Here is a 24399-nt window from a genome sequence, read left to right as displayed (position 1 = left end):
ATATAACTTTCTCACTTAAAATTGTATAGCATGCAACTGTTCAACACTTTAAGCGCGGAAGAAAGAGCCGAACTCATAGACCAGTCCGGCAAACAGCGCCTTACGCTGTCTTTCTACGCTTACGCACACATCCACGATCCAAAACAATTTCGCGACACTTTATTCCTGGTCTGGGACCCCCTTGAGGTACTCGGACGCATCTATGTAGCCGCCGAAGGCATCAACGCCCAGCTGTCGCTTCCCGCGGATAACTTTTACGCATTTAAAGACCATTTAGATACCATACCATTCCTCAACGGCATCCGCCTGAATGTGGCCGTAGAGCAGGACGACCACTCCTTCCTGAAGCTGACCATCAAGGTCCGCAACAAGATCGTGGCCGATGGCCTTAACGATGCTACCTTCGACGTGACCAACAAAGGCATCCACCTTGGAGCAAAGGATTTTAATGCCATGCTCGAAGACCCGAATACCATTGTGGTGGACTTCCGTAACCACTACGAGAGCGAAGTGGGGCACTTTACAGGCGCCATCACTCCTGATGTGGACACGTTCCGCGAATCGCTGCCGATTATTGAAGAGCAGATCGCGAACCATAAAGAAGACAAGAACCTGCTGATGTACTGCACCGGCGGCATCCGTTGCGAAAAGGCGTCGGCTTTCTTTAAGCACAAAGGCTTTAAGAACGTGTACCAGCTTGAGGGTGGCATTATCGAGTATACCCGCCAGGTTAAGGCGGAAGGTCTGGAATCAAAATTCATAGGCAAGAACTTTGTGTTCGACCACCGTTTGGGCGAACGCATTACCGACGATATCGTATCGAACTGCCACCAGTGCGGCAAGCCGTGCGACAACCATACCAACTGTGCCAACGAAGGCTGCCACCTGCTGTTCATACAATGTGATGAGTGTAAGGATGCCATGCACAACACCTGCTCTGTGGAGTGCCTTGACATCATACAGCTTCCGCTGGACGAACAGGTACGACGCCGCCGTGGCATCATGAACGGCAACATGATCTTCAAGAAAGGCCGTTCCAATACTATTTCCCTAAAGACTTCAGCAGAAGCGACCGATATCGCTATCCGGCCAAAAGTAAAACCGTCACCAAGGCAGCGTATCAAAAAAGTGCTTGTTGGCAAGGGCGAGCATTACTATCCAAAAGCAGGTGTCGGACAATTCTCTATTGAAGCCGAACTGAAGCTGGGTGATACCGTAATGATATCGGGACCTACAACAGGCGACCATAAATTAGTCGTAGATAAGATGTTCGTAAATGGGAAAGAGGCTGATACAGCGTCTGCTGGCGACAGGGTAACGTTAAACCTGCCCTTCAGGATACGCCTTTCGGACAAATTGTTTAAATTGCCCCAATAATCTGCGGGATGGATAATTACAAGCTCTTAAAAATAAACCAGTCGATAAAAAGCCACAGGATAAAATTCCTGGGGCTTTGGCTGTTGTCGGTACTCAACAAGCGCTACATTGCCATACACATGGACCCGGTGCTGGCCTGCAACCTGCGCTGCAAGATGTGCTATTTTACCGACGATGAGTTTGTGCGCAAGACCATGAAGGGCATGTTCAAACAGGAAGACCTGGAGCCTATTGCCAATGCCGCATTTAAAAACGCGCTCAAGCTGCAGATAGGATGTGGCGCCGAGCCTACCCTTTTTAAGCACAATGTACAGCTGATCGAGCTCGCAAAACAACATGGCATTCCCTACATCAGCATGGTGACCAACGGCAACCTGCTGAACGATGAGGATGTCGCGGCCTTCGCCAATGCAGGGCTTAACGAGATCATCATGTCGCTGCACGGTGTGTACAAAGAGTCGTATGAAGACCTGATGGATAAAGGCAATTACGAGAAATTCCATGCGGTACTTAAAGCGATCACCGAGCAGAAAAAGCATACACCTAACTTAAGGCTGCGTATCAATTATACTTTTAATAAAGATAATTTTTATGAACTGGCCGACTTCTTTAAAGTATACGGCGACTATGCCATCGACATCATCCAGCTCAGGCCGATCGACAAAATAGGCGAAACCACTTATAACGACTTCAGCCTTAAGAGCATTGAGAACGATTATCCGGAAGTGTTGAAAACCATGAAGCAGGGGGCTGCAGAACGAAATATCATGTTGTTGTCGCCCGAGTCGGTCATACGCAATGAGGAGGAATCGCTCAAGGTGAAAACCTCCAACGACAGTTCGTTCATAAAACCCTTCACCTATTTTTACATTTCCCCAAAATATTCCTGGAAGGACGATTATGACTGGCGCACTGAAACTTTGGGCCAATGGCAAAAGCGTACGGGCTGGAACATGCAGCTGCTGCGCAATGCTTTCCGTTCCCGCAAAAGCCTCGAGGATGTGAACCGCAACATGCTCAATTATTCAGTGGATATCAATTAGTTAATAGAACTTACTAACATCCCTCCAGTATAGGGAAAGAAAGACGATACTAACTTTTATTCCGGATATTAGAAGCAGTGAAAATCCATCCTGCATTAGATGAAGTTTTTCCTGCCATCTGCATTATCTTTGCTAAAAAAAAACGAATGCAGCCAAAATATCCTTCTGATTCCATGTGCATAATGACCGATATCGTCCTGCCCGGCGAAACCAACCCGCTCAACAACCTTTTCGGGGGTGAGCTCCTTGCCCGCATGGACCGTGCAGCGAGCATTGCCGCACGCCGCCACTCGCGCCGCATTACGGTAACGGCATCGGTAAACCACGTAGCCTTTAACCGTTCCATTCCGTTAGGGAGTGTAGTAACCGTAGAGGCTAAGGTATCGCGTACTTTTAAGTCGTCTATGGAAATCTTTATCGATGTATGGACGGAAGACCGTGAGTCGGGCACAAGGGCAAAGGCAAATGAAGCCATTTATACTTTTGTTGCTGTAGATGAGACCGGCCGCCCCGTAGAGGTACCGCCCATCGAGCCGCAAACCGAACTCGAAAAGCAGCGCTTTGAGGCTGCCCTGCGCCGCAAACAGCTAAGCCTGGTGCTTGCCGGCAAAATGAGCCCGCACGATGCTACCGAATTGAAGGCATTGTTCCAGTAGTATATAAGTTAAATAATTAAAGCACCGAATTGCACTGATCATTCTAAGTGTGATTCGGTGCTTATTTTTACTAATAAACCAAAGGCTTACAGGACCTTACTGGGCGATCCAGGATGCCGGGTTAAGGCTTGTGGTGTTTTGCATCACGCAGAATTTAAGCACCGTTTTGCCCGATGGGCTGGTAGCCACTGTACCGATGGTCTCATTAGCGCTTACCTTGTCGCCCGACCTTACATTGATAGAGGCAAGATTATAATATACGGTAATGTAGTTACCGTGCTGAATATACACGATCTTATTGTTAGAACCCTGTATCAGTTGGACGTTACCCACTTCGCCACCGAAAACGGCACGCACTGCCGTACCCGGATTGGTGGTGATATCAATACCGCTATTATGTACCGATAGCTTTCTATCTAAAGGGTGGGGCTGGTCGCCATAAGGCACAGATACATAGCCTTCCTTGACCGGCCATGGCAGCCTGCCTTTGTTAGCTTTAAAATTATCCGCTATGATCTTGCCTTCTTTGGTAAGAACGATCTTATTGGGCTCTGCTTTCGCGGCAGCGGTGATCTCTCTCTTCTCCTCTGCAGTGGTTGCTTTGGCAGCGGCTTTGCGGTTAGCTTCGGCAATTGCGTCTTTGATTATCTTATCGATCTTACGGTCAATTTCCTTGGTTTCGGCCTGCATCTTTTTTATCTCCGATGCATATTTCTTCTTGTCTTTTTGTATGGCCTTAACCAGTTTTTCCTGCTCGTCCTTATCCTTTTTCAGCTTATCACGCTCCTGCTCACTTTCTGCCAAAAGCTTTTCCTTCGATTTTTTCTGTCCGCCAAGCGTTGTGTTCAGCTCTTCGAGCTGGAGCATTTTGCTGCGTATCTCATCACCCTGTATCTTACGGAAGCTGGCATACTGCTTCATGTATTGCATGCGCTTATAAGCCTGCAAAAAATTTTCGGATGAAAGGATGAACATGATCCGGCTTTGTTGGGAACGGCTTTTATAGGCCTGGACCACCATGTTCGAATAGTCTTCCTTGAGCACCTTTAACTCTCTGTTTAGCCTATTGATCTTTAACTGGTTCAGGTAAATGTCATCGGTAAGGAGCTTGGTCTGCTTCTGCGTATTATTGATGAGCTTTTCACTAAGCTTTATTTTTGCGCTATTCTCGGTGATCTTGCCTACCACGTCCTTCTCCTTTTTGGTCTCGTCCTTTACAAGGCTTTGGAGCGCTTTCATTTCCTTAAGTATCTGTGCCTTGCGTTGCTCAAGTTTTTTCTGCTCGGTTTGCGCGTGGCCCGATAGTGTAAAGGCGATTAAAAATATAGTAAGAAGGGATCTGGTCATCTGTCGTTTGTTAATCTATAAATATTTGTTCGTAGCCTTCGGGCACTTCATAAGGAAAGCTTAGTTTTTCGTCGAAAGTTACAACCTTATACTCGATCTTTATGTTCACCCTGTCTTTTTGCTCGGCTTCTATTTTAATTTCTTTCGGCAAAAGGGCGCTGGTATACTGGTTATGGGCAGGGTACTGTATCTCAAGGCTGCGCGGCTCCTGCCCGCCTTGTGCGACCACTTGTTTCTTGAGGAGGTAATTGGCCCCTTCAAAAAAGAACTCCTTGCTTATGGACCTTTCCTTGCCCTGCAGTTTATATTTACCATCTTCTACAGAGAACTGGTAATTCCCTTTATCAAGGTCGTCGAGCGCTTCGCCCAACAGCATATTCTGCACTTTTTTATAGTCCAGTCCTGTACCAAGCCAACGGCTCAGCACGGCATAGTTCCCTTCAAAGTACTGGCCATTTATCTTTTCGTAGTAACTCACGCTCTTAGGCGTAATGAGGGCCTTTGCCATAGTAATGCCAAGCACGCGAACGCTCACCAATATCGTTTCGTCTTTTTTGATGCGGATCTCTACGGATACGTTCTGCGACTGCTTGCTGTCCTTATAGCTTGCATCGCCTTTAATATAAAGGGTCTTGAAATCTTTCGGTACCGCTTTGTGTCCGGCGATAACTTCCTTCGCCGACTTTGCCTCTCCCGCCGTCACAGCCTGTTCGGAAACGACGGCCTGTTTTGGCTTGCACGATGCAAATGCCACCGCTATGATAAGTATGCTTATGCTTTTTTTCATCTCAGTTTTCTTGTGCGGTCTATTTTGTTTTCGCCGATCCGTTCCTGGCTGTTGTAAGTTCCTTTTTAAAGCCGGCTTCTAAATTTTTATCTTCAACAATATAATCCATGCCTTCTTCCAGCCATTTTTTCGCTTTCGCGAATTGCCCCTGCCCGTTGGCCCCCAAACCTGCAAAATAGTACAGGCGGGCATGGGTTGGGTACAGGTCAAGATAGCCAGAGGCCTTGCTTGTAAGCTTGTCGAATTGCTTCGCATCGGCATACGAGTACAGCAGCAACTCAACCGTTTCGATATCATCCGGCTTGTTGCCAAGGCTTTTTTCAAAATACTGCGCGGCTTCGGTAAACCTCTTTTTATTGTACAGGAACTTGCCCACTTCTTTGGCTACATCCACATTTTTATCGCCTTCAAAATAGCCTACTGCTTTGTCGAGCTGCGGGTTATACTTAGGGTTGGCAACAGCAAATATCAGGAACTCGTTGAGCACCCTGTGCTTTATCTTGCTGTCGATCTTTTTGCTTCCTAATACCCTGAACATTGATTCAGACGCCTTATCGCCATCATTGTTACCAATATGGAACTTAAAAAGGCTCACTTGCGCCCAATCCGACTCCGGTATCTCCTTTTCCAACTGCCTGGCCACCTGTTCCGCTTTTTCTTCCTGGTTGCTTTCCGAATAATAATAGATCAGCTCCAGATAATTCGCCTCGACTTTCGGGTTCTTCTTTATGGCTTCTTCAAGACCTTCCTTCTGCGGTTTTTTGTAGCGGTTGTCAGCCATTATCTGCGCTTTGTACATCTCCCGCTTCTCTGACATTCCCACTGTCGATTCCATTTCGTTGATCATCTCAAGCGCTTTGTCATACTGCATTGTGTACATATAAAGCGAAACCAGGTCCTCCTGATAGTACTCCTTTTTCCATTCCATCAGCTTGAGCACTGTCGGGATGGCTTTGTTATAATTCTTAGTCTCGTAATACACATCATACAGCCCCTGCCAATACCAGCGGTTCTTTGGGTCAAGTTGGGTAGCTTTTGCGTAGGCGCGTTCGGCTTCGGCAAAATTCTTCATGTTGAAGTAATTCTTGCCCAGTTCGTTATACAGCACGGGGTTGTTGGGCTCTTTGCCAATGCACTTCTGCAATGACTGTACGGCCTTGTCATAATTTTCGATCCCTTTTTGCTTCAACGCTTCATAAAAATCCTCCTGGAACTCATTCTTTGCCAATGAAAGCGAGTCAGGCTCTGCCTGCGCATGGAGGATCGCCGGAGACAATAACGTCCCCGCAAAAGCTAAAGTGTAAAAGAGGATCTTTTTCATAGGCCTCACCCTTGGCCCCTCTACTTTGAGAGGGGTGCGTTAGGGCTGAATTTATTATTACTTATTCCAAAACTGAATAGTCGCCAATGCTGATCGCGGTAAAATTACCATCGAATTTGGCATGGTTGCCTATCATGGCATTATCCAGGTTTGCATTTGTTATTACTGAATTGGTTTGCACCAAACTATTTTTGATAGTTGCGTTCTCTACCCTTGTGTTCTTTCCTATCGAGACATTCGGGCCTACGGTCGCGTTTTTCAATACCACGCCTTCGGCAATGCAGCATGGCGGGATAATGGTGCTGTTCTCTATCGTTGCCGCGTCCGATACCATGTTCACGCCATCGGCATGCAGGAAGCCAAGCATACGCGAGTTGGTTTCAACAGTTACAGGCTTGTTCCCACAGTCCATCCATTCGTCCACTTTCCCCGGCACAAATTTCATGCCTTTTTGCTTCATGTTCTCAAGCCCGTCGGTAAGCTGGTATTCGCCGCCTTTCATAACATTATTGTCCAGCAGGTACTGCAGCTCTTCACGAAGGGTCTCGCCGCTCTTGAAATAATAGATCCCGATGATGGCCAGGTCCGAAACAAATTCGGCAGGCTTCTCTACAAAATCCACGATCTCGTTCTTATCATTAAGCTGTACTACACCAAATGCTGACGGGTCGTCTACCTGCTTTACCCATATCACACTATCTGCTGTAGTATCTAACGCAAAATCAGCGCGGAATAGTGTATCGGCATACGCCACTACGATAGGCCCGCTCATAGATTCCTTTGCGCTCATAATGGCATGAGCAGTGCCCAGCGGCTGGTCCTGATAGTATATGCTGCCTTTGGCGCCCAGTTTTTCGGCAATGGCTACAAGATCTTTTTCTACCTGTGTGCCAAAGTCCTTGTGTATGATGAACGCTATTTCTTCTATTTCCTGGTTGATCACCCCGGCAATGTCCTCTACAAGGCGGTGCACTATCGGCTTTCCTGCAATAGGGATCAGTGGTTTAGGGATCGTTAGTGTGTGTGGGCGCAGGCGTGAGCCCCTGCCGGCCATTGGTACGATAATTTTCATTGGTTATAATTGGAGGTTATGTTCGTTGGTATTTATTACTAATTATTTTACGCCGGTGCTCCCAAAGCCGCCTTCTCCCCTTACAGTTTCGGTCAGGGTTTCGGCCTCCAGCCATTCGGCGCGTTCATGTTTTGCTATTACCAATTGGGCTATGCGCTCGCCATTTTCTACGGTAAACACTTCATTGGATAAATTTACTAAAATTACCCCGATCTCACCACGGTAATCTGCATCAACCGTTCCGGGGCTGTTGAGCACGGTTATCCCTTTCTTGGCCGCCAAGCCGCTGCGTGGGCGTACCTGCGCTTCGTAGCCTATTGGCAACTCGATGAACAGTCCTGTACTTATGATGGCCCTACCCAATGGCGGGAGCGTTACAGGCTCGTCCAGATTGGCGCGAAGGTCCATCCCTGCCGAGGCGATGCTTTCATAATTGGGTAATGCGTGCGATGATCTATTAATGACTTTAATGGTAACGGACATTTTATTTCTTTATGAATTTTAAAAGTGTTTCTTTTTCGAGTTTGAAGATAAGGAAAAGATAGGCAGCAAAAGCCAGTATGCCGAAAATGTATGTTTCGCGCAACGGTCTTACATAGAATGAAAGGCAACCCAGCACTATGGCAATAAGCGGGAAAAATACCAGCTTGCGCACGTTGTAGGGAATAGGATAATATTTCGCGCCGAGCTTATACGACACCAACATCATGGTGCCATAGGCGGCTACAGTGCCAACAGCCGAACCCATATAGCTCCATACAGGTATTAGGGCGATGTTGAAGATAAGTGTCACCGCGGCGCCCGCAAGAGAAATGTACGCTCCCATTTTGGTCTGGTCGCTTAGCTTATACCATACGGATAGATTGGTATAAATGCCAAGGAAGAATGCCCCGAGGGTTACGAAAGGCACCACATCCATTCCCGCCCAGTAGGCTGCATCACGAAGCAGTATCCATTTGAAAATATCGGCAAAAACCAGTACCCCAAGGTAAATGACCGACCCGAGGATCACGAAATATTCCATAACCTTCGCATAGGTTCGCGGTGCATTGCTGTTGCCCGCCTGGCTGAAAAAGAACGGCTCTATGCCCAGGCGGTAAGCGGTAGTGAACAGCGTCATGAACAATGCCAGCCGGTAACAAGCCGAGTAGATACCTATATCTGATTCTGACACGTTCATGTATTCCATCAGCGGGCGCGAAAAGGCCTCGTTGATGGCGTAGGCAATGCCGCCCACCATTACGGGCAGCGAATAATGCATCATCCTTTTCCACAATGCCGCATCAAAATGCCACGATAAGCGAAGGTAATGCGGCAATAGCACTACTACCGCCGCAAGGCTGGACAATACGTTGGCCACGAACACGTAGCCTACTTCAAAGCCCGGAGTGTAGAGCGTTGCCATGAAGCCTTCGGGACTGGACTGCGCGATCTTTGGCAGCCATAAAAGAAAGAAGATGTTTAGCAGCAGGTTGAACGCTACCGTACCTACCTTTACTATCGCGTAAAAAATAGGCCTGCCTTCCGCTCTCAGACGGCTGAAGGGTATGATAACCAGTGCATCGAGCACCAGTACCCAAATGGTAAGGGTTATGTATTCGGTATCAATGCCCAGCGCTTTTGCAAGATATTCACGGCCAAGCAGTGCAAGGACAAGGAACAGCAGCGATGACCATACCAATGATATGGTGGTAGTGCTCATCACGCTCTTTTTGTTATCGGTATGGTAAAACCGGAAGAACGCTGTCTCCATACCATACGCCAGCACAACGTTGAAGAAGATGATCCACGAGAAGATGATCGAAACCTTTCCGTACTGGTCCGTACCCATAACACCGGAACTGGTGTACAGCGGCGTAAGGAAAAAGCTGAACATCCGCGGTACAACAGTGGCAATGCCGTATATGGCGGTCTGCTGGAATAGTTTTTTAGAGAGGCTCAAGCGGTTCGTTTAGTTGTAAACAAAAGTAACAATTTTCGGGTGGAATAGGAAATTAGGTTTCTGTAAAGGTTACGGGTGAAAAGTTTAACTTAGGCTCATAACAAAAAGGCTCCCTTTTCAGGGAGCCTCTTCAACTATGTTTGTTTGTAATCTTAATTGTTCAATGCCTCGGCACCACCTACGATCTCGAGGATCTCGCCGGTAATGGCAGCCTGGCGGGCTTTGTTGTAGGTCAGCTTCAGCTGGTTCCTCATTGCGGTAGCGTTGTCGGTCGCTTTGTGCATGGCCGTCATACGGGCACCGTGCTCAGATGCGAACGAATCGCGTATGGCTTTATACAGCTGGGTCTTTAGCGAAAGCGGCACAAGGCTTTTCACGATCTCTTCTTTAGATGGCTCAAAGATGTAATCGGTTGCCTGTGTAACAGTTTCGGTTTGCTCAGCCGGGGCCAATGGAAGGAACTGCTCAGTAAGCACTATCTGCGTAGCGGCATTCTTAAAGTGGTTGTACACGATATCGATCCTGTCATACTCGCCTGCCGCGAACTTATCCATAAGCTCCTGTGCAATGTTAGCCACATTTTCGAATGTAAGCATGTCAAACACACCGCTTTGGTTATCAACAATGTTGCAGGTTTTCTTAAGGCCGTCATTACCTTTTTTACCAACAGCAAGTACGTCAACTTTTTTGCCCGCGTATACAACATCCTGCAGGTTTTTGATCTGCTTGATCACGTTGGCATTAAAAGCGCCGCACAATCCCCTGTTAGAGGTAATGGCCACGATAAGCACTTTGCTTACCGCACGCTGCTCGGCAAATGCACCACCATTGTCGCCCTCAAGGGTCGAACTAAGGTTTTGTAAAAGTTCGGTAAGCTTTTCAGAATAAGGCCTCATGGCAGTGATGGCATCCTGTGCTTTTTTAAGCTTGGCTGCCGACACCATTTTCATCGCGCTTGTGATCTGCATGGTCGATGAAACGGAAGCGATCCTGTTACGTATTTCCTTTAAGTTTGCCATTTTTTATTTAGTATTGAGTAGTGAGAATTTAGTATTGGGCCTTCGCCCATAACACCCCTCTTATAGTATTGAGTATTGAGTAACAAGAATTGAGACCAAGCCTTATCTCATTACTCAATACTAAAAATCTAATATCTAAAATTAATATTTTGCAGAGATCTCGGCAGCGGCTTTCTCAAGCACGTCGGTGATCTCGTCTGTAAATTTACCTGCTTTAAGGCCATCAAGTGTAGCCCTGTGCGTAGCCTTCAGGTACTCTATATAGTCTTTCTCGAATTCTTTTACCTTGTTGACCGGTACGTTCCTAAGAAGGTTTTTAGAACCTGCATAAATGATCGCTACCTGGTCTTCTACAGTGAACGGATCGTTAACCGCCTGCTTAAGGATCTCCACGTTCCTGCGTCCTTTTTCAATTACGTTCAGGGTAACCGCGTCAAGGTCAGAACCGAACTTGGCGAATGCCTCAAGCTCACGGAACTGTGCCTGGTCAAGTTTAAGCGTACCCGCAACTTTTTTCATCGATTTGATCTGTGCATTACCACCTACACGCGATACCGAGATACCTACGTTGATGGCCGGGCGAACACCCGAGTTGAACAAATCCGATTCAAGGAAGATCTGTCCGTCAGTGATCGAGATCACGTTAGTTGGGATATATGCAGAAACGTCACCCGCCTGTGTTTCGATGATCGGAAGCGCCGTAAGCGATCCGCCACCTTTAACAATTGGCCTTAACGATTCCGGAAGGTCGTTCATGTTTTTTGCAATGTTGTCATCGGCGATAACCTTCGCGGCACGCTCAAGAAGCCTTGAGTGAAGGAAGAATACGTCACCAGGGTAAGCCTCACGTCCCGGTGGCCTCCTAAGTAATAGGGAAACCTCACGGTAAGCAACCGCCTGTTTAGACAAGTCATCATAGATGATAAGGGCAGGACGGCCCGTATCACGGAAGTACTCTCCTATCGCAGCACCTGCGAACGGAGCATATACCTGCATCGGTGCAGGGTCAGAAGCATTGGCTGCGACAATAACGGTGTAAGCCATTGCGCCTTTTTCTTCAAGTGTCTTTGCGATACCTGCAACCGTAGAAGCCTTTTGGCCTACCGCTACATATATACAGAATACAGGCTTGCCTGCATCATAGAATTCTTTCTGGTTCAGGATGGTATCGATACAAACTGTAGTCTTACCTGTCTGGCGGTCACCGATCACCAGCTCACGCTGTCCACGGCCTACCGGGATCATCGCGTCGATCGCTTTGATACCTGTCTGCATCGGCTCAGTTACCGGCTGGCGGAAGATAACGCCCGGAGCCTTACGCTCAAGCGGCATCTCATACAGCTGGCCACCGATAGGGCCTTTACCGTCAATTGGCTGTCCAAGTGTGTTCACCACACGGCCTACCATCTCTTCACCCACTTTAAGCGATGCGATGCGGTCAAGCCTTTTTACGGTAGAACCTTCCCTGATGCCTGTTGAAGGGCCAAGCAATACTACGCCCACATTGTCTTCCTCAAGGTTAAGCACAATAGCCTCTAACCCATTGTCGAACTGTACCAACTCACCATATTGAGCGTTGGATAGTCCGTATACACGGGCAATACCATCACCTACACTAAGAACTGTCCCCACTTCTTCCAATGTAGCACCCGATTCAAAACCGGACAATTGTTTCTTTAATATTGCTGAAATTTCAGCTGGTTTAATTTCTGCCATCTGGTCTATAGTTTAAACACTTATGTGATAAATACTAATTACTTAATTCTCTTTTTAACGTGTTAAGGCTGTTCGCTACCGAAGCGTTGAACTGCAAATCTCCTACCCTAAGGATAAACCCTCCGATAATGTCCGGGTTAACGATGTTCTTAAGGGTGATCTTTTTATCTGAGAACTCCTTTATCTTGTCAAGCACTTTGGCCTCAAGCTCGGGAGTGATCGGGAAGGCTGTGGTAACAGTAGCTGCCTGTTCGCCATTAATGATATCGAACTGCACTTTGTACTGTTCGGCAATAGCCGGCAAAATGTCGAACCTTTTGTTCTCATGCAGCAGCCTGAAAAGCCCCTGCGTAATGTTATTGCTGTTGGCAAATATCTCTTTAAGGGCCGACTCCTTTATATCTGCTTTTACCGTAGGATTGCCCAAAAAGTCTTCCAACTCTTTGCTTTCCTTTACCGATGCAGAAATTTGTGCCATATCTTCGCTCACCTGTTGTGCGGTGCCCGAAGCCTGTGCCATTTCAAGTATCGCCTTTGCGTATCGTATTGCAGCTCTTGAACCTGTCATAACGATGGATTAGTTTAGTTTTACGTCGCCTAACATTTTCTCAACCAATGCAGTTTGAGCTTCTTTGTTAGAAAGTTCGTTCTTAAGTAGTTTTTCAGCGATCTCAAGTGACAGGCTTGCCACCTGGCCTTTGATCTCTGCCATGGCAGCATTCTTCTCACCCTCTATAACGGCTTTTGCCTGCGCTACCATTTTCTGGCCTTGTGCCTCAGCTTCAGCTTTGGCGTCGGCGATCATTTTTTCTTTGATCTCGCGTGCTTCTTTCATCATGGCATCCCTTTCGGCCCTTGCTTCCTGAAGGATCCTCTGATTGTCTGCCTGAAGGTTGTGCATTTCCCTGCGTGCATCTTCAGCTGACTGAAGTGCTTTGTTGATCGATTCTTCCCTGCCTTTTACTGCGCCAAGGATAGGCTTCCAGGCAAACTTCCTCAAAAGTACGAAGAACACTAAGAATATTATTGTTGTCCAAAAAACTAAACTTTCCGGTGCGGTAAAATTCATATATCTTGTTTTTTAATTGTTTGTTTTTGTAAAAAGCTTCCCGCAGCCAACCGCGGCGGGAAACTTGATCTAATTACTTCGCGATCAACGCAACTACTACTGCGAAAAGAGCAACACCTTCGATAAGTGCTGCAGCGATGATCATTGCAGTTTGGATCTTGTTCGCAACTTCAGGCTGACGAGCCATTGCATCCATGGCAGATCCACCGATCTTTCCAATACCAATACCTGCTCCGATCACAGCCAATCCTGCACCAATTCCAGCTAATACCATAATAGTAAATTTATATAATTAATAATTAAAAAAACTCGATCTTAGTGATGATCATGATGATCATGCTCCTCCACCGCCTGGCCTATGAACAGTGCGCTCAACAATGTGAACACATACGCCTGAAGCGCGGCGACCAAAAGCTCAAGTACGCTCATGAACAATACGAACGCTCCCGATACCGGTGCAATGGCTACTGTCTTGAATATATAGATAAGCGATATAAGGCTAAGGATGATAATGTGGCCTGCCGTGATGTTCGCGAAAAGACGTATCATCAGTGCGAATGGCTTGGTTAGCGTGCCGATGATCTCTACAGGGATCATGATAGGATAAAGCAATTTAGGCACCGGCGGCATGAAAATATGCTTCCAGTAATCCTTGCTTCCGCTTGCTGTTGTTACGATATAGGTAATAAATGCCAACACGAACGTGAAGCAGATGTTACCGGTAAGGTTAGAGCTGAACGGGAAGAAAGGTATAAGCCCTATAAGGTTGTTGACCCAGATGAAGAAGAAGATAGTAAGCAGGTACGGCATGTACTTAGCATACTTTTTCTCGCCAATGTTCGGGATAGCAATATCGTCCCTTACAAAGATCACAAGCGGCTCAAGGAAAGCGGCAAGGCCTTTAGGAGCCATCTTATTCTTATTGTATGACCTGCCCACAGCGCTGAAAAGCACGAACAGCAGGATAGCCGACATAAGAAGCGAGAATACAAGTTTAGTAATAGAGAAGTCCAGCGGCCTGGCCTCGAAATTGAAGGCAGACTTGTCGTCATCTGAAAGTGTTTCGAACTTATCGGCGTAGTAGATCACCTCGTTGTGACGAACGAACTTTTGCCCGCCAGCCTCTACTACATGGTGGCCGGTGTTGTCATGGTGGAATTTCTCAGAAGAAAAAATGGTCAGGCCATTATCTGTCCAAAGGATAACCGGAAGGTTAAACGATACCGGGTGTCCGCCCCAGTCAAAAATGTGAAAATCGTGTGAATCGCCAATATGCGAATTGATAAGGTCGGAAGCGTTAAATTCCTTGTCCTCACCATGCGCGCCGTGGGCTTCATGGCCTGCGTGGGCCTCCTCATGGGATGCCGCAGTGGTGTCGTTTTGGGCTTCAGCGTAAGTATTTACTGAAAAACCTATCAATAAAGCAGTTATGAAAGATTGAAGCGGTTTAATTGAAATCACTATGTTTTAATTTTAAATGGCTAAAATGATGTCCCAAAAATTTTTGCAAAGGTACATATTTAATTCACATTTAAAAATATCCAAATATTATTTTTGGAAACATATCCTGTTTTAAAGAATATATAATAAACAGGGGCTTTAGTTAGAGTTAATTAAACGAACCGCCGAAACGGCCTCAAAAGTAAGGAACAGGAAATAGGGAATGAAGAAACTGATAACATCAGCTTCGGGCGCGTCAATATCGGCCTGTATCAGCGGCACGAAAAACACCACCGATGCCATTACCTTGAGCAGGCACAGCCCCATGAAGGCAAAACCTGTTTTGTCAGGAAGTGCTTTGTGTACCAATTGCAGCAATAGCAATATAATGATCGTGCTGACAGCCAAAAAGGCATACACCTGCCAAACGTCATAGAAAAATTTTCCGGAAAAAAATGAATTTGCTATATAGTAATGCGCGCCAAAAAGGGCCAACGCGAACACGGTAAAATATACTAAGGTTTTGTACATATTATTGTTTAGGGCCGTCGCCAAGGTTCTTAACCTGGCGGATGACATTATAAAGTGCGATGAACACCGAGAGTAATGAGAATATTATGGTGTAAAGTGAGCCGGTATTCCCTGTTTTTTTATCAAGCCACAACCCGAAAAAAACGCCTGCGCAAATGATCACCCCCATTTGGAAAGGGATGTTGATAAGAGCGATCCATTTTTTGTTCTTATCCGGCTTGTTGCTGCTCATTATTCTTGAGTAATGGTTTTATGGCTGTTTTCATAATGCATGAGGCACTAAACTCAGCGCCAGGTTCTACCGATAGCTTGCCGGTGATCACTTCTCCTTTTATATGCGCCTTAGATTTTACGTTCAGCTGCTCGTCGACCTCGATCTTACCGTTAAATCGCCCTTCGATATCGGCATTCTTACATTTGATATCGCCAGTTACACTGCCTGCAGGGCCTATAACGATCTTGCCTCTTGAACTGAAGTTCCCCACCAGTTCACCATCCAGCCTAAAGTCGGCCTGCGATATGATGTCCCCTTTAATAGAGGTCCCTTCTACAATCCTGTTGGTTTTCCCCAGCAGGTCGGTATATGATTTTTGGGGCTTTTCAAACATACTCCTAATTATTTTATGGCCAAAAACCCGGCGATGTTCTTCTTGATCTGCACTACCTTATAATCCTCGTTCGAAATTACTATAGGTGTTTCGGCGATCTTATAGTCCTTGTATTCCTTTAGTACCGATGCGGCCTCCTCGGCAGCCAGCTTACTGTTGAAGCCATGCACCACCAGGAAGTCCTCATTCATAGTATATACGTCCTGGGTAATGGTGATCCTGTTGTTAAGGCCTTCCTTAATGAACTTTTCTATCTTAGCCCTCAACGCCGTGATCTTAGGGTCGGCAGGATCATTAAATTTAAAAATGATCTTCCAGCTTGCTGCGGGGTTGCCAAAAGCATTCTTTTCCAAAGTCGGCATATCGGTCTTTAACAGGTTCTCGGCGAGCTTGCCTTCGGTGCTGTTCGGATAAGTTAGCGCGACATAGTTGAGCGACTTTTTATATTCCTCCAGCCCCATGAGCCTTCCGGTCACCCTGGCCTTAAGCATTTCAAATTTAGAAACTATCTCTTCGGCCGTATAGGTCTCAATATATTTTACAAGCAGTGCATATACCTCTCTCGGCTGCCCCTCTTCAAATTTTTTATACACCGTAGCATAAATGGCCTCAGGGCTCTCGTTATTCACATTTTCCAGCGCGGGGTTCCTGATGATCTCGGCATACCTGCTGTCAGGATATTCCGAAAGTACTTGTTGCTTGTAGGATTCTGCTTTTGCAGGATCGATGATCTGGTATATTTTATACAGGTTGTATTTTGCAGGAAGCACAAGCCTTTCTTCAGGGTTGCTCACAAGCAGTTTCTCCAGCTTGTCGGCCGCGCGCCTGTACTCTTTGAATTTCTCTTTATAAATAAGGCCCAACTGGTAGTAGGCAAAATTACGGTCGGTAGCCAGGGTGTCCAGCGTACCCTGTCGTGTAGGCAGCTGCCTGATGTAGAAGTCGGCAGTGTATCTTTCATCTACTTTGTTGGCATCTTTGCTCTCTGCCGGAAGGCTGTCGCCTTCTTTAGCCGCAAGCTGTTCGTCGGTGGCATCCTTTGGCTTATTGCGAAGCTCCGAAGCCCAACGCCAGTTATCTGATAATTGCCTGTCGCCCCAGCGCTTTTTAAATTCAAGCTTTCCATAAGAGACCGTTGAAGGCGTATAGAAGTAAAACTTGCCTCCCCCGCCCGGCCTTGCCCCTGCGCCCGGCATACCTGCAGGCGCGCCACCACCCGGTGCTGCAGTTTGACTCGCTCTTGTGGCTTTTTCACCTCCATTTTTAGGGCTAGTGCCAAATTCGGTATTGTTAAGGTTCCTTTGTCCCCCGGCCTGCGTAGCCATAATCGGCATATCGTCATTGCCGCTCAGGTTGGCCGATGCGGCAGCTATATTGGCCTGTTTTTGGGCTTCGGCCTCAAGCCTTTTCCTTTCCCTTTCTTCCTGCTCCTTAAGCCTTTTTATATAATCTTCATAAAAGGTGACCCTTCCGGCTTCGGAAAGTGACACTACATGCAATATGCTGTCATTATTTTGGGCAATGGCCTCATATTTTATAACATCGTCCAGATTGTCCCTTTTCTTCTTGATCGATTTATATTCACGGCTTCTTGCATCCATATAAACAAGGGTACTGTCATAGTACTTCCCGGCCATTGGGTACTTGGCATTATTAAAGTGTATCTCGCCAATGTTCCTGTAGTTGGAGGCTGCAAGGTATTTATCGGCCGATTTGGCGCGGAGCGATTTGTTGTAATGCTTAATGGCTTTGGGCTTGTTGCCCTGCTTATCGAAATAGATGGCTACCTGGTGGTTGATGATATCCAGGTATGGCCTGTTCTCGCGGTCTTCGAGCAAGTCCCTCATATTTTTCATGAAAGCCAGTGTATCGCCTTTTTCATAATCGAACTGCCCGGCCTGCATGGCATGTGCCTGTATAACATAGCGCCTCGGCGACTTCCTGTTCATGTCGATAACCGACTGGTAGTAGGCATACGCGCTGTCCGGCTGTTTCATTTTCCCGTACAGCTGCCCCAGGATGAATCGGTAGCGTGCTTCCTTTTCGCGGTCTTTGTTAAATTCTACTGCCCTTTTCAATACAAAAGCGGCGCTGTCAAGCACCTGCGTATTAATGAACGCCTGGGCAAGCATGGCATTGGCATCAGAATATATCTGTTCGTCCATCTGTCCTTTCTTTTCTTTTAGGAGCTGGTTCAGGTTCTTTATTGCAGTCCCTTCATTTTCAAGGCGTATGTTGGTCTTTTCCCTCCACACTTTTACCTCATCTATACGGCTGCTCCCTTTGTGTTTGTACAATACATAATTAAAAGCCTCCAGTGCCGGTATAAAGCGGTTATCGTAGTAGCGTGCCTTACCTAAAAGCAGGTGGGCCTCATCCATCTGCGGGTTCCTTTCGCTCCCACCCAGGTTCATCGAGTGCTTTTGTATTGCTTTCGTTGCTTTGGTCTCAGCGCGTTCAAAGTTGGCGTTACGCTTGTCGGTAGGCTCCATTTCATCCTTTGCCGGCTGCATTTTCTCTACCGGAAGAATGTCCCAATAGTTATCGGCATAGGTGGTCTTCAGGTCGTTGAGGCCGGCCTCCAATGCAAGCTCACCGTTATACAATACATTGTATTCGGTGGTCAGGCCGTGGTAATTACGGTTTATAAAAGAATCTTTTTTGGTAGAGCAGGCGATAATGAAACCTGCCGCACCGCAAAGAAGTATATATTTACAGGTACTGGTTTTCAATGTAAAAGGGTTTTTATCCTTAACTTTCAAAATCTCTTTTTAGTATAGAGAGGGGTAAAAATACGCTTCTTTTTGGTAAGTGGGACTTTTTTGGCAAAAAAAATCCCCCGCACTGCGGGGGACGGTAACTTCTTACACTGCAAAGAATTCCTCCAACTCCCTGAGTGTTTCCTCCGAAGTTTGGATGTCCTTCACTATCTGGCCTTTTTCAAGGGCTACGATGCGGTCGCTCACCTCGGTGGTGTGCATCAGGTCGTGGCTCGATACCAGTACGGTCACGTTCTTGTCATCTGCCAGCTCGCGGATGATCTTTTTGAGCCTGAATTGCGTGGTAGGGTCCAGGTTGGCGAACGGCTCATCGAGCACGATCAGCTCCGGGCTGCCTATCAGTGTCGCGATGATGCCCACCTTCTTCTGGTTGCCTTTCGAAAGGTCGCGCAGGTATTTCTTTTTATTAAGGATCTCATCATTGAAGAAATCCTCGTGCTTTTTCAGCAACGCATCTACGTCGGCCTTGTTCTGCCCACGCAGTTCGCCTATGAAATAAAAATATTCTTCGGGCGTAAGGTAGCCTATCAGGAACGATTCGTCGAGGAATGCCGCGGTCACGGGTTTCCATGCCTCGCTCTGGTTTACGCGGATGTCTTTTATCTTCACTTCGCCGTTAGATGGTTCTATCAGGTCGAGCAACAGGCTGAAGAATGTGGTCTTCCCCGCGCCGTTATTGCCTACGAGCCCAAGGCTTTCGCCCTTGCGTATGTGCAGGTGCTCTATGTTCAGTACGGTTACGCCACCGTAGGTTTTTCTTAAGTTTTGTGCCTGTATCATGGTTGTGTTGTTTTTATGATCTTTGTTTGTAAGCGTCAAGTGTTTTGTATTTCTCTATTTTATATACCTTTTCAATTTGCCTGAACACAACGTTCCTGAAGGCAAACCCAATTATCCCCGCACCGGCAAGGACCATATAGCCAAGGGTCGGGCCGCTCAGGTGATCGCCAATAATGTAAAGGGCCATGGGCAGCAGCAGCTTGGGAATGGTAAGCAGCAGGGTTTTCATGTTAAAGGCTTTTTTGTCGCCAAACGCCTGTTTGCTGCTGGCAAGGTCAATAGGGGTTTTGATGAACGCGCCGCCAAGCAGCACCAGATAGGAATTGACACCTATGTTATATATAGCGCCCGCTATAATGAAAAGATAGGTATCTATGCCAAAGTGCAGGTAAAATGACGCCAGTACCGTACTTACCAGTGTAGCTATGACAATGAGCCACCACTTGGAGGCAATGTAATCTTTATATTTAATATTCTGGCTCATCATCAGCGGGTAATAGGCGCTGTCCCAACTGGGTACGAACTGCCCGAAAGTGAAGAGGAAACCGCCCGAAACGAATATGGCCGCGAACACCTTCCAAAAGGGTTTGTCATACATTTCCAGCGCGCCCGTCATGAACAGCAACCCGTAGAACAGGAACAGCACGCTCATCATTACAGTGGTCTTAGATCGCTTGTTACGGCGTATGAGCTTAATGTCGTTCTTCAGGAACGTACCCATGGTACCAAACCTGTTGAGCCAGGTGTAGTCCTGCGTTTCGGCTACATCGTGCTTGCCCTTAAGCCCTGTATCGAGATACAGTGCATCGCGGAAATACCTGAACGTTGCCACCCAAAGCAGGGCCAGTACGGCAACCGGTATCAGGAACATATAGTACGTGGCATAAAAGCCATGATAAAATATGGAGGTTACAATGGTAACGTCAAAAACCTGGTAGTACTGCAGCCCCGCTATGCCCGCGAATACTGCCAGTATCGCCATGAAAACCCAGTCTTTATTGTTGGCGAGTATGTTCAGGAAATTGTTGCAGTAAATAAGTGCCGTTATTCCCAGCCACCATAATACTACATTTACTGCGCCATACCCTTCGGCGATCAGCCTTATAGCGAAAGGCACGAATAGGAAATAGTGCAGGAAGTTAAAAAATGACAACACTGTTTTGCCAATGGCAAAATGTACTATGGTACCCCGCTTTATGGGCAATGTAAGCAATGGGCGAATGTTCATTACCGGTATTTTTTGCAGGAAGATGCGCACCAGCAGGTCCATGAGCATATAATAGATCATGAATTTGCTGAGAATAACCAGCGGATCCTGTCCTGTTTTTTCGATAATGTCGAAACCGAAAAATCCGAGAGACAGAAATATGCCGATGAAATAAATGGCCCCAATGATCATGAATACCTTCATGACGACATTGGAAGCAAAAGAAGATGCCCTGGTGAATGCCTTCCATTCGAGGCTGATGAATCTTGTAAACATAGGCTTGTTTTAAAGTTGGTGAACAATCAGTCAGGAATTGCACCCGAACGTTACATTATTTTATGCTAAATTTTCCATGCCATACTCCGGATATACCTTTTTCAGGTGGGTTTTTGCCGTTGCAGGCATCCTGAAAAGCACTACATGATCGTAAATGAACAAAAGTGCGAGTATAACCGAAATTGCCATGGCCGAAACCTGAGTAAGTTTATTCTCGAGAACAAAATTTACAAACTGAATGGGCACCGTCATCATGACCCCGAACCCGCCGCAGCTGAATATGATCTCCTCGAATAGCCACTTTCGGCCGGTTTTCTTTAAATTCCGGCGGTATTGTCTTGATATGTATGATAATCTCCAGGTTGATATTACGAAGAATCCAAGCATAAATACTGAGTAGCTATAGTGCCATGCCATCATACAGCAGTACATTCCCAAGGCTGTAGCAAGTATTATCAAGATCAGCGGTGGCGTGAAAGCTGACCTGAATTCATGCCATACCAGCCTGTAATATCTTTTAAATAGCGCATTCTGCCGTTCGGCCACAATATCGCTAAACCCAAAAATGCCAAATTTTTTGAACTCCGCCTGCAATGCCTCGTCAAACGAAAGCGAAGGCTCCTCCTCCCAGCGCTGTTCTATAGAATGGGCCAGATGGTCGGCCAGCTCGCACTGCAGGTCATAGTATTCTACGTAGTGTTTTCGTGTAAATTCGAAAAGCTGTGCCAGCTGTTCCACATTTATTTTTTTGATCTGTCCTGTTAGTGTCTGTTGCATCAGTATTCCGGTTTAAGAGCCGCCCTTGCCACGAGCGTTTGCATATTCTTTATAAATCCCTCCAGTTCAGTAAGACGGTTCACCGTTTCGGTTTTCCCGCTTTCGGTAAGCTTGTAGTATTTGCGCAGGCGGTTGTCCACCTTTTCTACCTCTACATCCAGGTGGCCGTCGGCTTCCAGCTTGTGGAGCGCAGGGTAGAGCGCACCCTCGGTAATATTCAGCTCGCCTGCGGTAATGAGCTTTACCTTTTGAGTGATCTCATAGCCATACATCCTTCCGTTCTCTTCCAGCAACTTCATGATAATGGTGGTAAGGCTGCCTTTGTACAGCTGTGAATTTTTCATTAGTTTTTTTTTACAGGACTAATATACATAAAATACTTATGCATAATAGTTTTAGGTATTAAAAATCCTTAATATTTCATTTCCGAAAAAGGAATGTGTATTTTTGCGGGAAATATACGAACATGTCAACATTTCATTCACTTGCCATAAAAGACATAAGGCGCGAAACGCCACAAGCGGTTTCGATCGCCTTTGAAATACCCGAGAAATTAAAGGACGATTATAATTTTACCGCAGGCCAGTACATCAATATAAAAACACAGTTCGAAGGCCAGGAAATCCGCAAAGCCTATTCCATCTGCTCTGCACCCGGGAGCAATGAGTTAAGGGTAGCCATAAAAGCGGTCAAAAATGGCGGTTTTTCTGTTTTTGCCAACGAAAAGCTGGTTCCCGGAGATACCATGGAAGTAGGGACTCCCGAAGGTAAGTTCACCTTTGAACCCAAAGCCGACAGGCAGCGCAACTATGCAGCCTTTGCTGCGGGGAGCGGGATAACGCCGGTAATGGCCATACTGCAATCAGTATTGCAGGGCGAGCCCGAAAGCACTTTTGTACTGGTATACGGCAACCGCACACCGCAGGAAACTATTTTCCACGACTTTTTGCATGAGCTTCAGCAAAAATATGTGGGGCGCTTCTTTGTACATTTCGTATACAGCCAGGCGCGCGCCGATGAGGCTTTGTTCGGGAGGATCGAGCGCTCTACGGTAAACTTCGTTATAAAGAACAAGCATAAGGAAAAAGAGTTCGAAAAATTCTACCTCTGCGGACCGGAGGAGATGATCCTTACCGTGAACGATGTACTTAAAGAGAATAACATCCCGGAAAAGAACATTAAGTTCGAATTGTTCTCTACCCCTATTGCCGAGAAAAAGATAGAACAAAACCTTGACGGGCAAACAAAGATCACTGTACTTGTTGACGATGAGGAGGTGACCTTTATGATGTCGCAGCAAATGACGATCCTTGACGCGGCCCTAAAACAGGGCATAGATGCTCCATATTCCTGCCAGGGCGGTATTTGCAGCAGCTGTATGGCACGCATTACCAATGGTAAAGCCGAGATGAAAAAGAATGCCATACTTACCGATGGCGAAATTGCCGAAGGGCTTATCCTTACCTGCCAGGGACATCCTACCACCCAGGAGATCTATATAGATTTCGACGACGTTTAATGAGCTTAAAGGTGCAGTTCTAATAAAAAAAGCCCAAAGGTCTCGAGACCTTTGAGCTTTTTTATTACTATAAGGTATCCTTACTTCAGGACTTGTTTTATTTTATTTACCACTGTTTCGGGCGCTATGGTCGTCATGGCATCTTCGTAGCCTTTTATGATCTTATTGCCATATACCGATGTTGGGAGCAGTGGGTACTTTTCCCTGTCCGATGTAATTGCATGATCCGCCGGCTGGTTAAAGGTAGCAAATCCCGTATAGGGATGTGTGGCGCCCCAAAGCGTTATCACCTTTACCCCCAGCATTGCCGCTATATGGGCATTGCTGCTGTCCATGCTTAGCATCAGGTCGAGGTTGCTAATAAGCCGCATTTCCTGTTTCAGGCTCATTTTTCCTGCTACGACCAAGATGTTCTCCCTCCCATCAGCATATTTTTTAAGCTGGCTCGCTTCATGCCTGCCCCCGCCAAAAAGCATCAGCTTACAGCCGGGCATCACAGCCAGGCTGTTTATCACTTCCTGCATCTGATCTTTCGGATATACTTTGCCATCATGCTGGGCGAACGGGGCTATGCCTATCCATGTTCCGTTTTTCTGTCCGGTATATTCAAGAATATCCACCGTCAGCTGTTTTTTTTCCGGGAATACATGGTCCTTAAGGTCGATACTAAAGCCCAGCTCTTCAAAAACCTGTGCATACCTTTGCACCATTGGCTTTAAGGGCTCGAATACTTTTTTTACGGGATCTTGGCTTGTAAGCGCTGCCTTTTCTTTGCGTGCCTTATCAACCCTCGCTGTTTTTTTACCCCGCAATGCGAATAACTTCCTTATGATGTTCGAGCGAAGCACATTATGCAGGTCGGCAACACAATAAACATGAAGCTTATTGAGCTCATCAAAAAGGCGGAGCAGGCCAAATAATCCTTTGTGCCTTCCGTTCGTATCCGCCTCAAAAAAACTTACGCGCTCAATGTCGTCAAAAAATGGTTTGTACGCTGCTTTAGATACTACAGTCACCTTTACATTTTCGTGCTGTTCTACCAGGCTTCGCACCACGGGTACGGTCATGGCTACATCGCCCATGGCCGAAAGCCGTATGACCAGGATATGTTTAGTCGATCTCCCCATGGGAG

General features: G+C 46.6%; 25 protein-coding genes. 4 read left to right on the top strand and 21 right to left on the bottom strand.

Features of this window, described 5'->3' with window-relative positions:
- The first annotated feature begins 30 nt into the window (after positions 1–30).
- The 3 genes from trhO (at position 31) to ACT6R0_RS10930 (ending at position 3076) form a co-directional block, all read left to right on the top strand.
- Positions 31–1377: an oxygen-dependent tRNA uridine(34) hydroxylase TrhO gene (trhO, locus tag ACT6R0_RS10940; protein ID WP_444653405.1), complete on the top strand. Its 1347-nt coding sequence runs from the start codon at positions 31–33 to the stop codon at positions 1375–1377.
- A gap of 8 nt (positions 1378–1385) precedes the next feature.
- Positions 1386–2420 (top strand): radical SAM protein, encoded by a 1035-nt coding sequence (locus ACT6R0_RS10935; RefSeq protein WP_444653406.1) that lies wholly within the window; start codon positions 1386–1388, stop codon positions 2418–2420.
- A gap of 146 nt (positions 2421–2566) precedes the next feature.
- A complete protein-coding gene (locus ACT6R0_RS10930; protein ID WP_444653408.1) occupies positions 2567–3076 on the top strand; it encodes an acyl-CoA thioesterase in 510 nt (169 codons plus the stop codon).
- A gap of 96 nt (positions 3077–3172) precedes the next feature.
- Here the strand turns inward: ACT6R0_RS10930 and ACT6R0_RS10925 are convergent, their stop codons facing one another.
- From ACT6R0_RS10925 to ACT6R0_RS10830, 20 genes are all read right to left on the bottom strand, one after another.
- Positions 3173–4423, bottom strand: a complete 1251-nt coding sequence (locus ACT6R0_RS10925) for a murein hydrolase activator EnvC family protein (protein ID WP_444653409.1) — start codon at positions 4421–4423, stop codon at positions 3173–3175.
- A 10-nt stretch (positions 4424–4433) separates the two neighbouring features.
- The gene (locus ACT6R0_RS10920; RefSeq protein ID WP_444653410.1) at positions 4434–5210 is read right to left on the bottom strand and encodes a DUF4292 domain-containing protein; all 777 of its coding nucleotides are present in this window, start codon (positions 5208–5210) and stop codon (positions 4434–4436) included.
- A gap of 19 nt (positions 5211–5229) precedes the next feature.
- Positions 5230–6531 (bottom strand): tetratricopeptide repeat protein, encoded by a 1302-nt coding sequence (locus tag ACT6R0_RS10915; RefSeq protein ID WP_444653411.1) that lies wholly within the window; start codon positions 6529–6531, stop codon positions 5230–5232.
- 61 nt (positions 6532–6592) lie between these two features.
- Positions 6593–7603 carry a sugar phosphate nucleotidyltransferase gene (locus ACT6R0_RS10910; protein WP_444653413.1) on the bottom strand — a complete coding sequence of 337 codons (1011 nt, stop codon included), beginning with the start codon at positions 7601–7603 and terminating at the stop codon, positions 6593–6595.
- A 42-nt stretch (positions 7604–7645) separates the two neighbouring features.
- Entirely contained in the window at positions 7646–8086 is a 441-nt protein-coding gene (gene dut, locus ACT6R0_RS10905) for a dUTP diphosphatase (RefSeq protein ID WP_444653414.1), read from the bottom strand.
- Position 8087: 1 nt separating this feature from the next.
- Entirely contained in the window at positions 8088–9545 is a 1458-nt protein-coding gene (locus ACT6R0_RS10900; protein WP_444653415.1) for a lipopolysaccharide biosynthesis protein, read from the bottom strand.
- Between the two features lie 152 nt (positions 9546–9697).
- On the bottom strand, positions 9698–10564 hold the full coding sequence (gene atpG / locus ACT6R0_RS10895; protein ID WP_444653417.1) for an ATP synthase F1 subunit gamma: 867 nt from the start codon (positions 10562–10564) through the stop codon (positions 9698–9700).
- 141 nt (positions 10565–10705) lie between these two features.
- Positions 10706–12280, bottom strand: a complete 1575-nt coding sequence (atpA, locus tag ACT6R0_RS10890; RefSeq protein WP_444653419.1) for a F0F1 ATP synthase subunit alpha — start codon at positions 12278–12280, stop codon at positions 10706–10708.
- Between the two features lie 34 nt (positions 12281–12314).
- Positions 12315–12848, bottom strand: a complete 534-nt coding sequence (gene atpH / locus ACT6R0_RS10885) for an ATP synthase F1 subunit delta (RefSeq protein ID WP_444653421.1) — start codon at positions 12846–12848, stop codon at positions 12315–12317.
- Between the two features lie 9 nt (positions 12849–12857).
- Positions 12858–13349 carry a F0F1 ATP synthase subunit B gene (locus ACT6R0_RS10880; protein WP_444653423.1) on the bottom strand — a complete coding sequence of 164 codons (492 nt, stop codon included), beginning with the start codon at positions 13347–13349 and terminating at the stop codon, positions 12858–12860.
- A 73-nt stretch (positions 13350–13422) separates the two neighbouring features.
- The gene (atpE, locus tag ACT6R0_RS10875; protein ID WP_159801307.1) at positions 13423–13623 is read right to left on the bottom strand and encodes an ATP synthase F0 subunit C; all 201 of its coding nucleotides are present in this window, start codon (positions 13621–13623) and stop codon (positions 13423–13425) included.
- Positions 13624–13664: 41 nt separating this feature from the next.
- Positions 13665–14810 (bottom strand): F0F1 ATP synthase subunit A, encoded by a 1146-nt coding sequence (atpB, locus tag ACT6R0_RS10870; protein WP_444653424.1) that lies wholly within the window; start codon positions 14808–14810, stop codon positions 13665–13667.
- A gap of 138 nt (positions 14811–14948) precedes the next feature.
- Positions 14949–15320 (bottom strand): hypothetical protein, encoded by a 372-nt coding sequence (locus tag ACT6R0_RS10865; RefSeq protein WP_444653426.1) that lies wholly within the window; start codon positions 15318–15320, stop codon positions 14949–14951.
- A gap of 1 nt (position 15321) precedes the next feature.
- A complete protein-coding gene (locus tag ACT6R0_RS10860; protein ID WP_444653427.1) occupies positions 15322–15552 on the bottom strand; it encodes an AtpZ/AtpI family protein in 231 nt (76 codons plus the stop codon).
- On the bottom strand, positions 15530–15928 hold the full coding sequence (locus tag ACT6R0_RS10855; RefSeq protein ID WP_444653428.1) for a bactofilin family protein: 399 nt from the start codon (positions 15926–15928) through the stop codon (positions 15530–15532). Before ACT6R0_RS10855 ends, ACT6R0_RS10860 begins: the two co-directional genes overlap by 23 nt.
- Positions 15929–15936: 8 nt before the next feature.
- Entirely contained in the window at positions 15937–18660 is a 2724-nt protein-coding gene (gene porW / locus ACT6R0_RS10850; RefSeq protein ID WP_444653429.1) for a type IX secretion system periplasmic lipoprotein PorW/SprE, read from the bottom strand.
- Between the two features lie 132 nt (positions 18661–18792).
- Positions 18793–19488, bottom strand: coding sequence for an ABC transporter ATP-binding protein (locus ACT6R0_RS10845; RefSeq protein ID WP_444653431.1), 696 nt, complete (start codon positions 19486–19488; stop codon positions 18793–18795).
- 13 nt (positions 19489–19501) lie between these two features.
- On the bottom strand, positions 19502–20971 hold the full coding sequence (locus tag ACT6R0_RS10840) for a DUF5687 family protein (RefSeq protein WP_444653433.1): 1470 nt from the start codon (positions 20969–20971) through the stop codon (positions 19502–19504).
- 60 nt (positions 20972–21031) lie between these two features.
- A complete protein-coding gene (locus ACT6R0_RS10835; protein WP_444653434.1) occupies positions 21032–21748 on the bottom strand; it encodes a hypothetical protein in 717 nt (238 codons plus the stop codon).
- Complete coding sequence (locus ACT6R0_RS10830; RefSeq protein WP_444653435.1) at positions 21748–22092, bottom strand: PadR family transcriptional regulator; 345 nt, start codon at positions 22090–22092, stop codon at positions 21748–21750. The genes ACT6R0_RS10835 and ACT6R0_RS10830 overlap by 1 nt, the downstream gene beginning before the upstream one ends.
- A gap of 122 nt (positions 22093–22214) precedes the next feature.
- On the opposite strand from ACT6R0_RS10830, the gene ACT6R0_RS10825 reads away from it, so the two are divergent.
- Complete coding sequence (locus tag ACT6R0_RS10825) at positions 22215–23267, top strand: 2Fe-2S iron-sulfur cluster-binding protein (protein WP_444653437.1); 1053 nt, start codon at positions 22215–22217, stop codon at positions 23265–23267.
- Positions 23268–23347: 80 nt separating this feature from the next.
- On the opposite strand, the gene ACT6R0_RS10820 is transcribed toward ACT6R0_RS10825, so the two are convergent.
- Positions 23348–24394, bottom strand: coding sequence for a glycosyltransferase family 9 protein (locus ACT6R0_RS10820; protein ID WP_444653438.1), 1047 nt, complete (start codon positions 24392–24394; stop codon positions 23348–23350).
- Positions 24395–24399: the final 5 nt, after the last annotated feature.

Source organism: Flavobacterium sp. (assembly GCF_052437795.1).
GTDB lineage: Bacteria > Bacteroidota > Bacteroidia > Flavobacteriales > Flavobacteriaceae > Flavobacterium.
This window is presented reverse-complemented; position numbering and strand designations above follow the sequence as displayed.

Excerpts from the sequence above, each read along its gene's own strand:
- atpE (WP_159801307.1), bottom strand. The coding sequence starts at position 13,623 with ATGGTATTAGCTGGAATTGGTGCAGGATTGGCTGTGATCGGAGCAGGT.
- ACT6R0_RS10925 (WP_444653409.1), bottom strand. The coding sequence starts at position 4,423 with ATGACCAGATCCCTTCTTACTATATTTTTAATCGCCTTTACACTATCG.
- ACT6R0_RS10920 (WP_444653410.1), bottom strand. The coding sequence starts at position 5,210 with ATGAAAAAAAGCATAAGCATACTTATCATAGCGGTGGCATTTGCATCG.
- ACT6R0_RS10845 (WP_444653431.1), bottom strand. The coding sequence starts at position 19,488 with ATGATACAGGCACAAAACTTAAGAAAAACCTACGGTGGCGTAACCGTA.
- ACT6R0_RS10825 (WP_444653437.1), top strand. The coding sequence starts at position 22,215 with ATGTCAACATTTCATTCACTTGCCATAAAAGACATAAGGCGCGAAACG.
- ACT6R0_RS10840 (WP_444653433.1), bottom strand. The coding sequence starts at position 20,971 with ATGTTTACAAGATTCATCAGCCTCGAATGGAAGGCATTCACCAGGGCA.
- ACT6R0_RS10835 (WP_444653434.1), bottom strand. The coding sequence starts at position 21,748 with ATGCAACAGACACTAACAGGACAGATCAAAAAAATAAATGTGGAACAG.
- ACT6R0_RS10865 (WP_444653426.1), bottom strand. The coding sequence starts at position 15,320 with ATGTACAAAACCTTAGTATATTTTACCGTGTTCGCGTTGGCCCTTTTT.
- ACT6R0_RS10855 (WP_444653428.1), bottom strand. The coding sequence starts at position 15,928 with ATGTTTGAAAAGCCCCAAAAATCATATACCGACCTGCTGGGGAAAACC.
- ACT6R0_RS10915 (WP_444653411.1), bottom strand. The coding sequence starts at position 6,531 with ATGAAAAAGATCCTCTTTTACACTTTAGCTTTTGCGGGGACGTTATTG.
- atpG (WP_444653417.1), bottom strand. The coding sequence starts at position 10,564 with ATGGCAAACTTAAAGGAAATACGTAACAGGATCGCTTCCGTTTCATCG.
- ACT6R0_RS10930 (WP_444653408.1), top strand. The coding sequence starts at position 2,567 with ATGCAGCCAAAATATCCTTCTGATTCCATGTGCATAATGACCGATATC.
- ACT6R0_RS10820 (WP_444653438.1), bottom strand. The coding sequence starts at position 24,394 with ATGGGGAGATCGACTAAACATATCCTGGTCATACGGCTTTCGGCCATG.
- ACT6R0_RS10830 (WP_444653435.1), bottom strand. The coding sequence starts at position 22,092 with ATGAAAAATTCACAGCTGTACAAAGGCAGCCTTACCACCATTATCATG.
- dut (WP_444653414.1), bottom strand. The coding sequence starts at position 8,086 with ATGTCCGTTACCATTAAAGTCATTAATAGATCATCGCACGCATTACCC.
- ACT6R0_RS10880 (WP_444653423.1), bottom strand. The coding sequence starts at position 13,349 with ATGAATTTTACCGCACCGGAAAGTTTAGTTTTTTGGACAACAATAATA.
- ACT6R0_RS10935 (WP_444653406.1), top strand. The coding sequence starts at position 1,386 with ATGGATAATTACAAGCTCTTAAAAATAAACCAGTCGATAAAAAGCCAC.
- ACT6R0_RS10910 (WP_444653413.1), bottom strand. The coding sequence starts at position 7,603 with ATGAAAATTATCGTACCAATGGCCGGCAGGGGCTCACGCCTGCGCCCA.
- atpH (WP_444653421.1), bottom strand. The coding sequence starts at position 12,848 with ATGACAGGTTCAAGAGCTGCAATACGATACGCAAAGGCGATACTTGAA.
- ACT6R0_RS10860 (WP_444653427.1), bottom strand. The coding sequence starts at position 15,552 with ATGAGCAGCAACAAGCCGGATAAGAACAAAAAATGGATCGCTCTTATC.
- trhO (WP_444653405.1), top strand. The coding sequence starts at position 31 with ATGCAACTGTTCAACACTTTAAGCGCGGAAGAAAGAGCCGAACTCATA.
- atpA (WP_444653419.1), bottom strand. The coding sequence starts at position 12,280 with ATGGCAGAAATTAAACCAGCTGAAATTTCAGCAATATTAAAGAAACAA.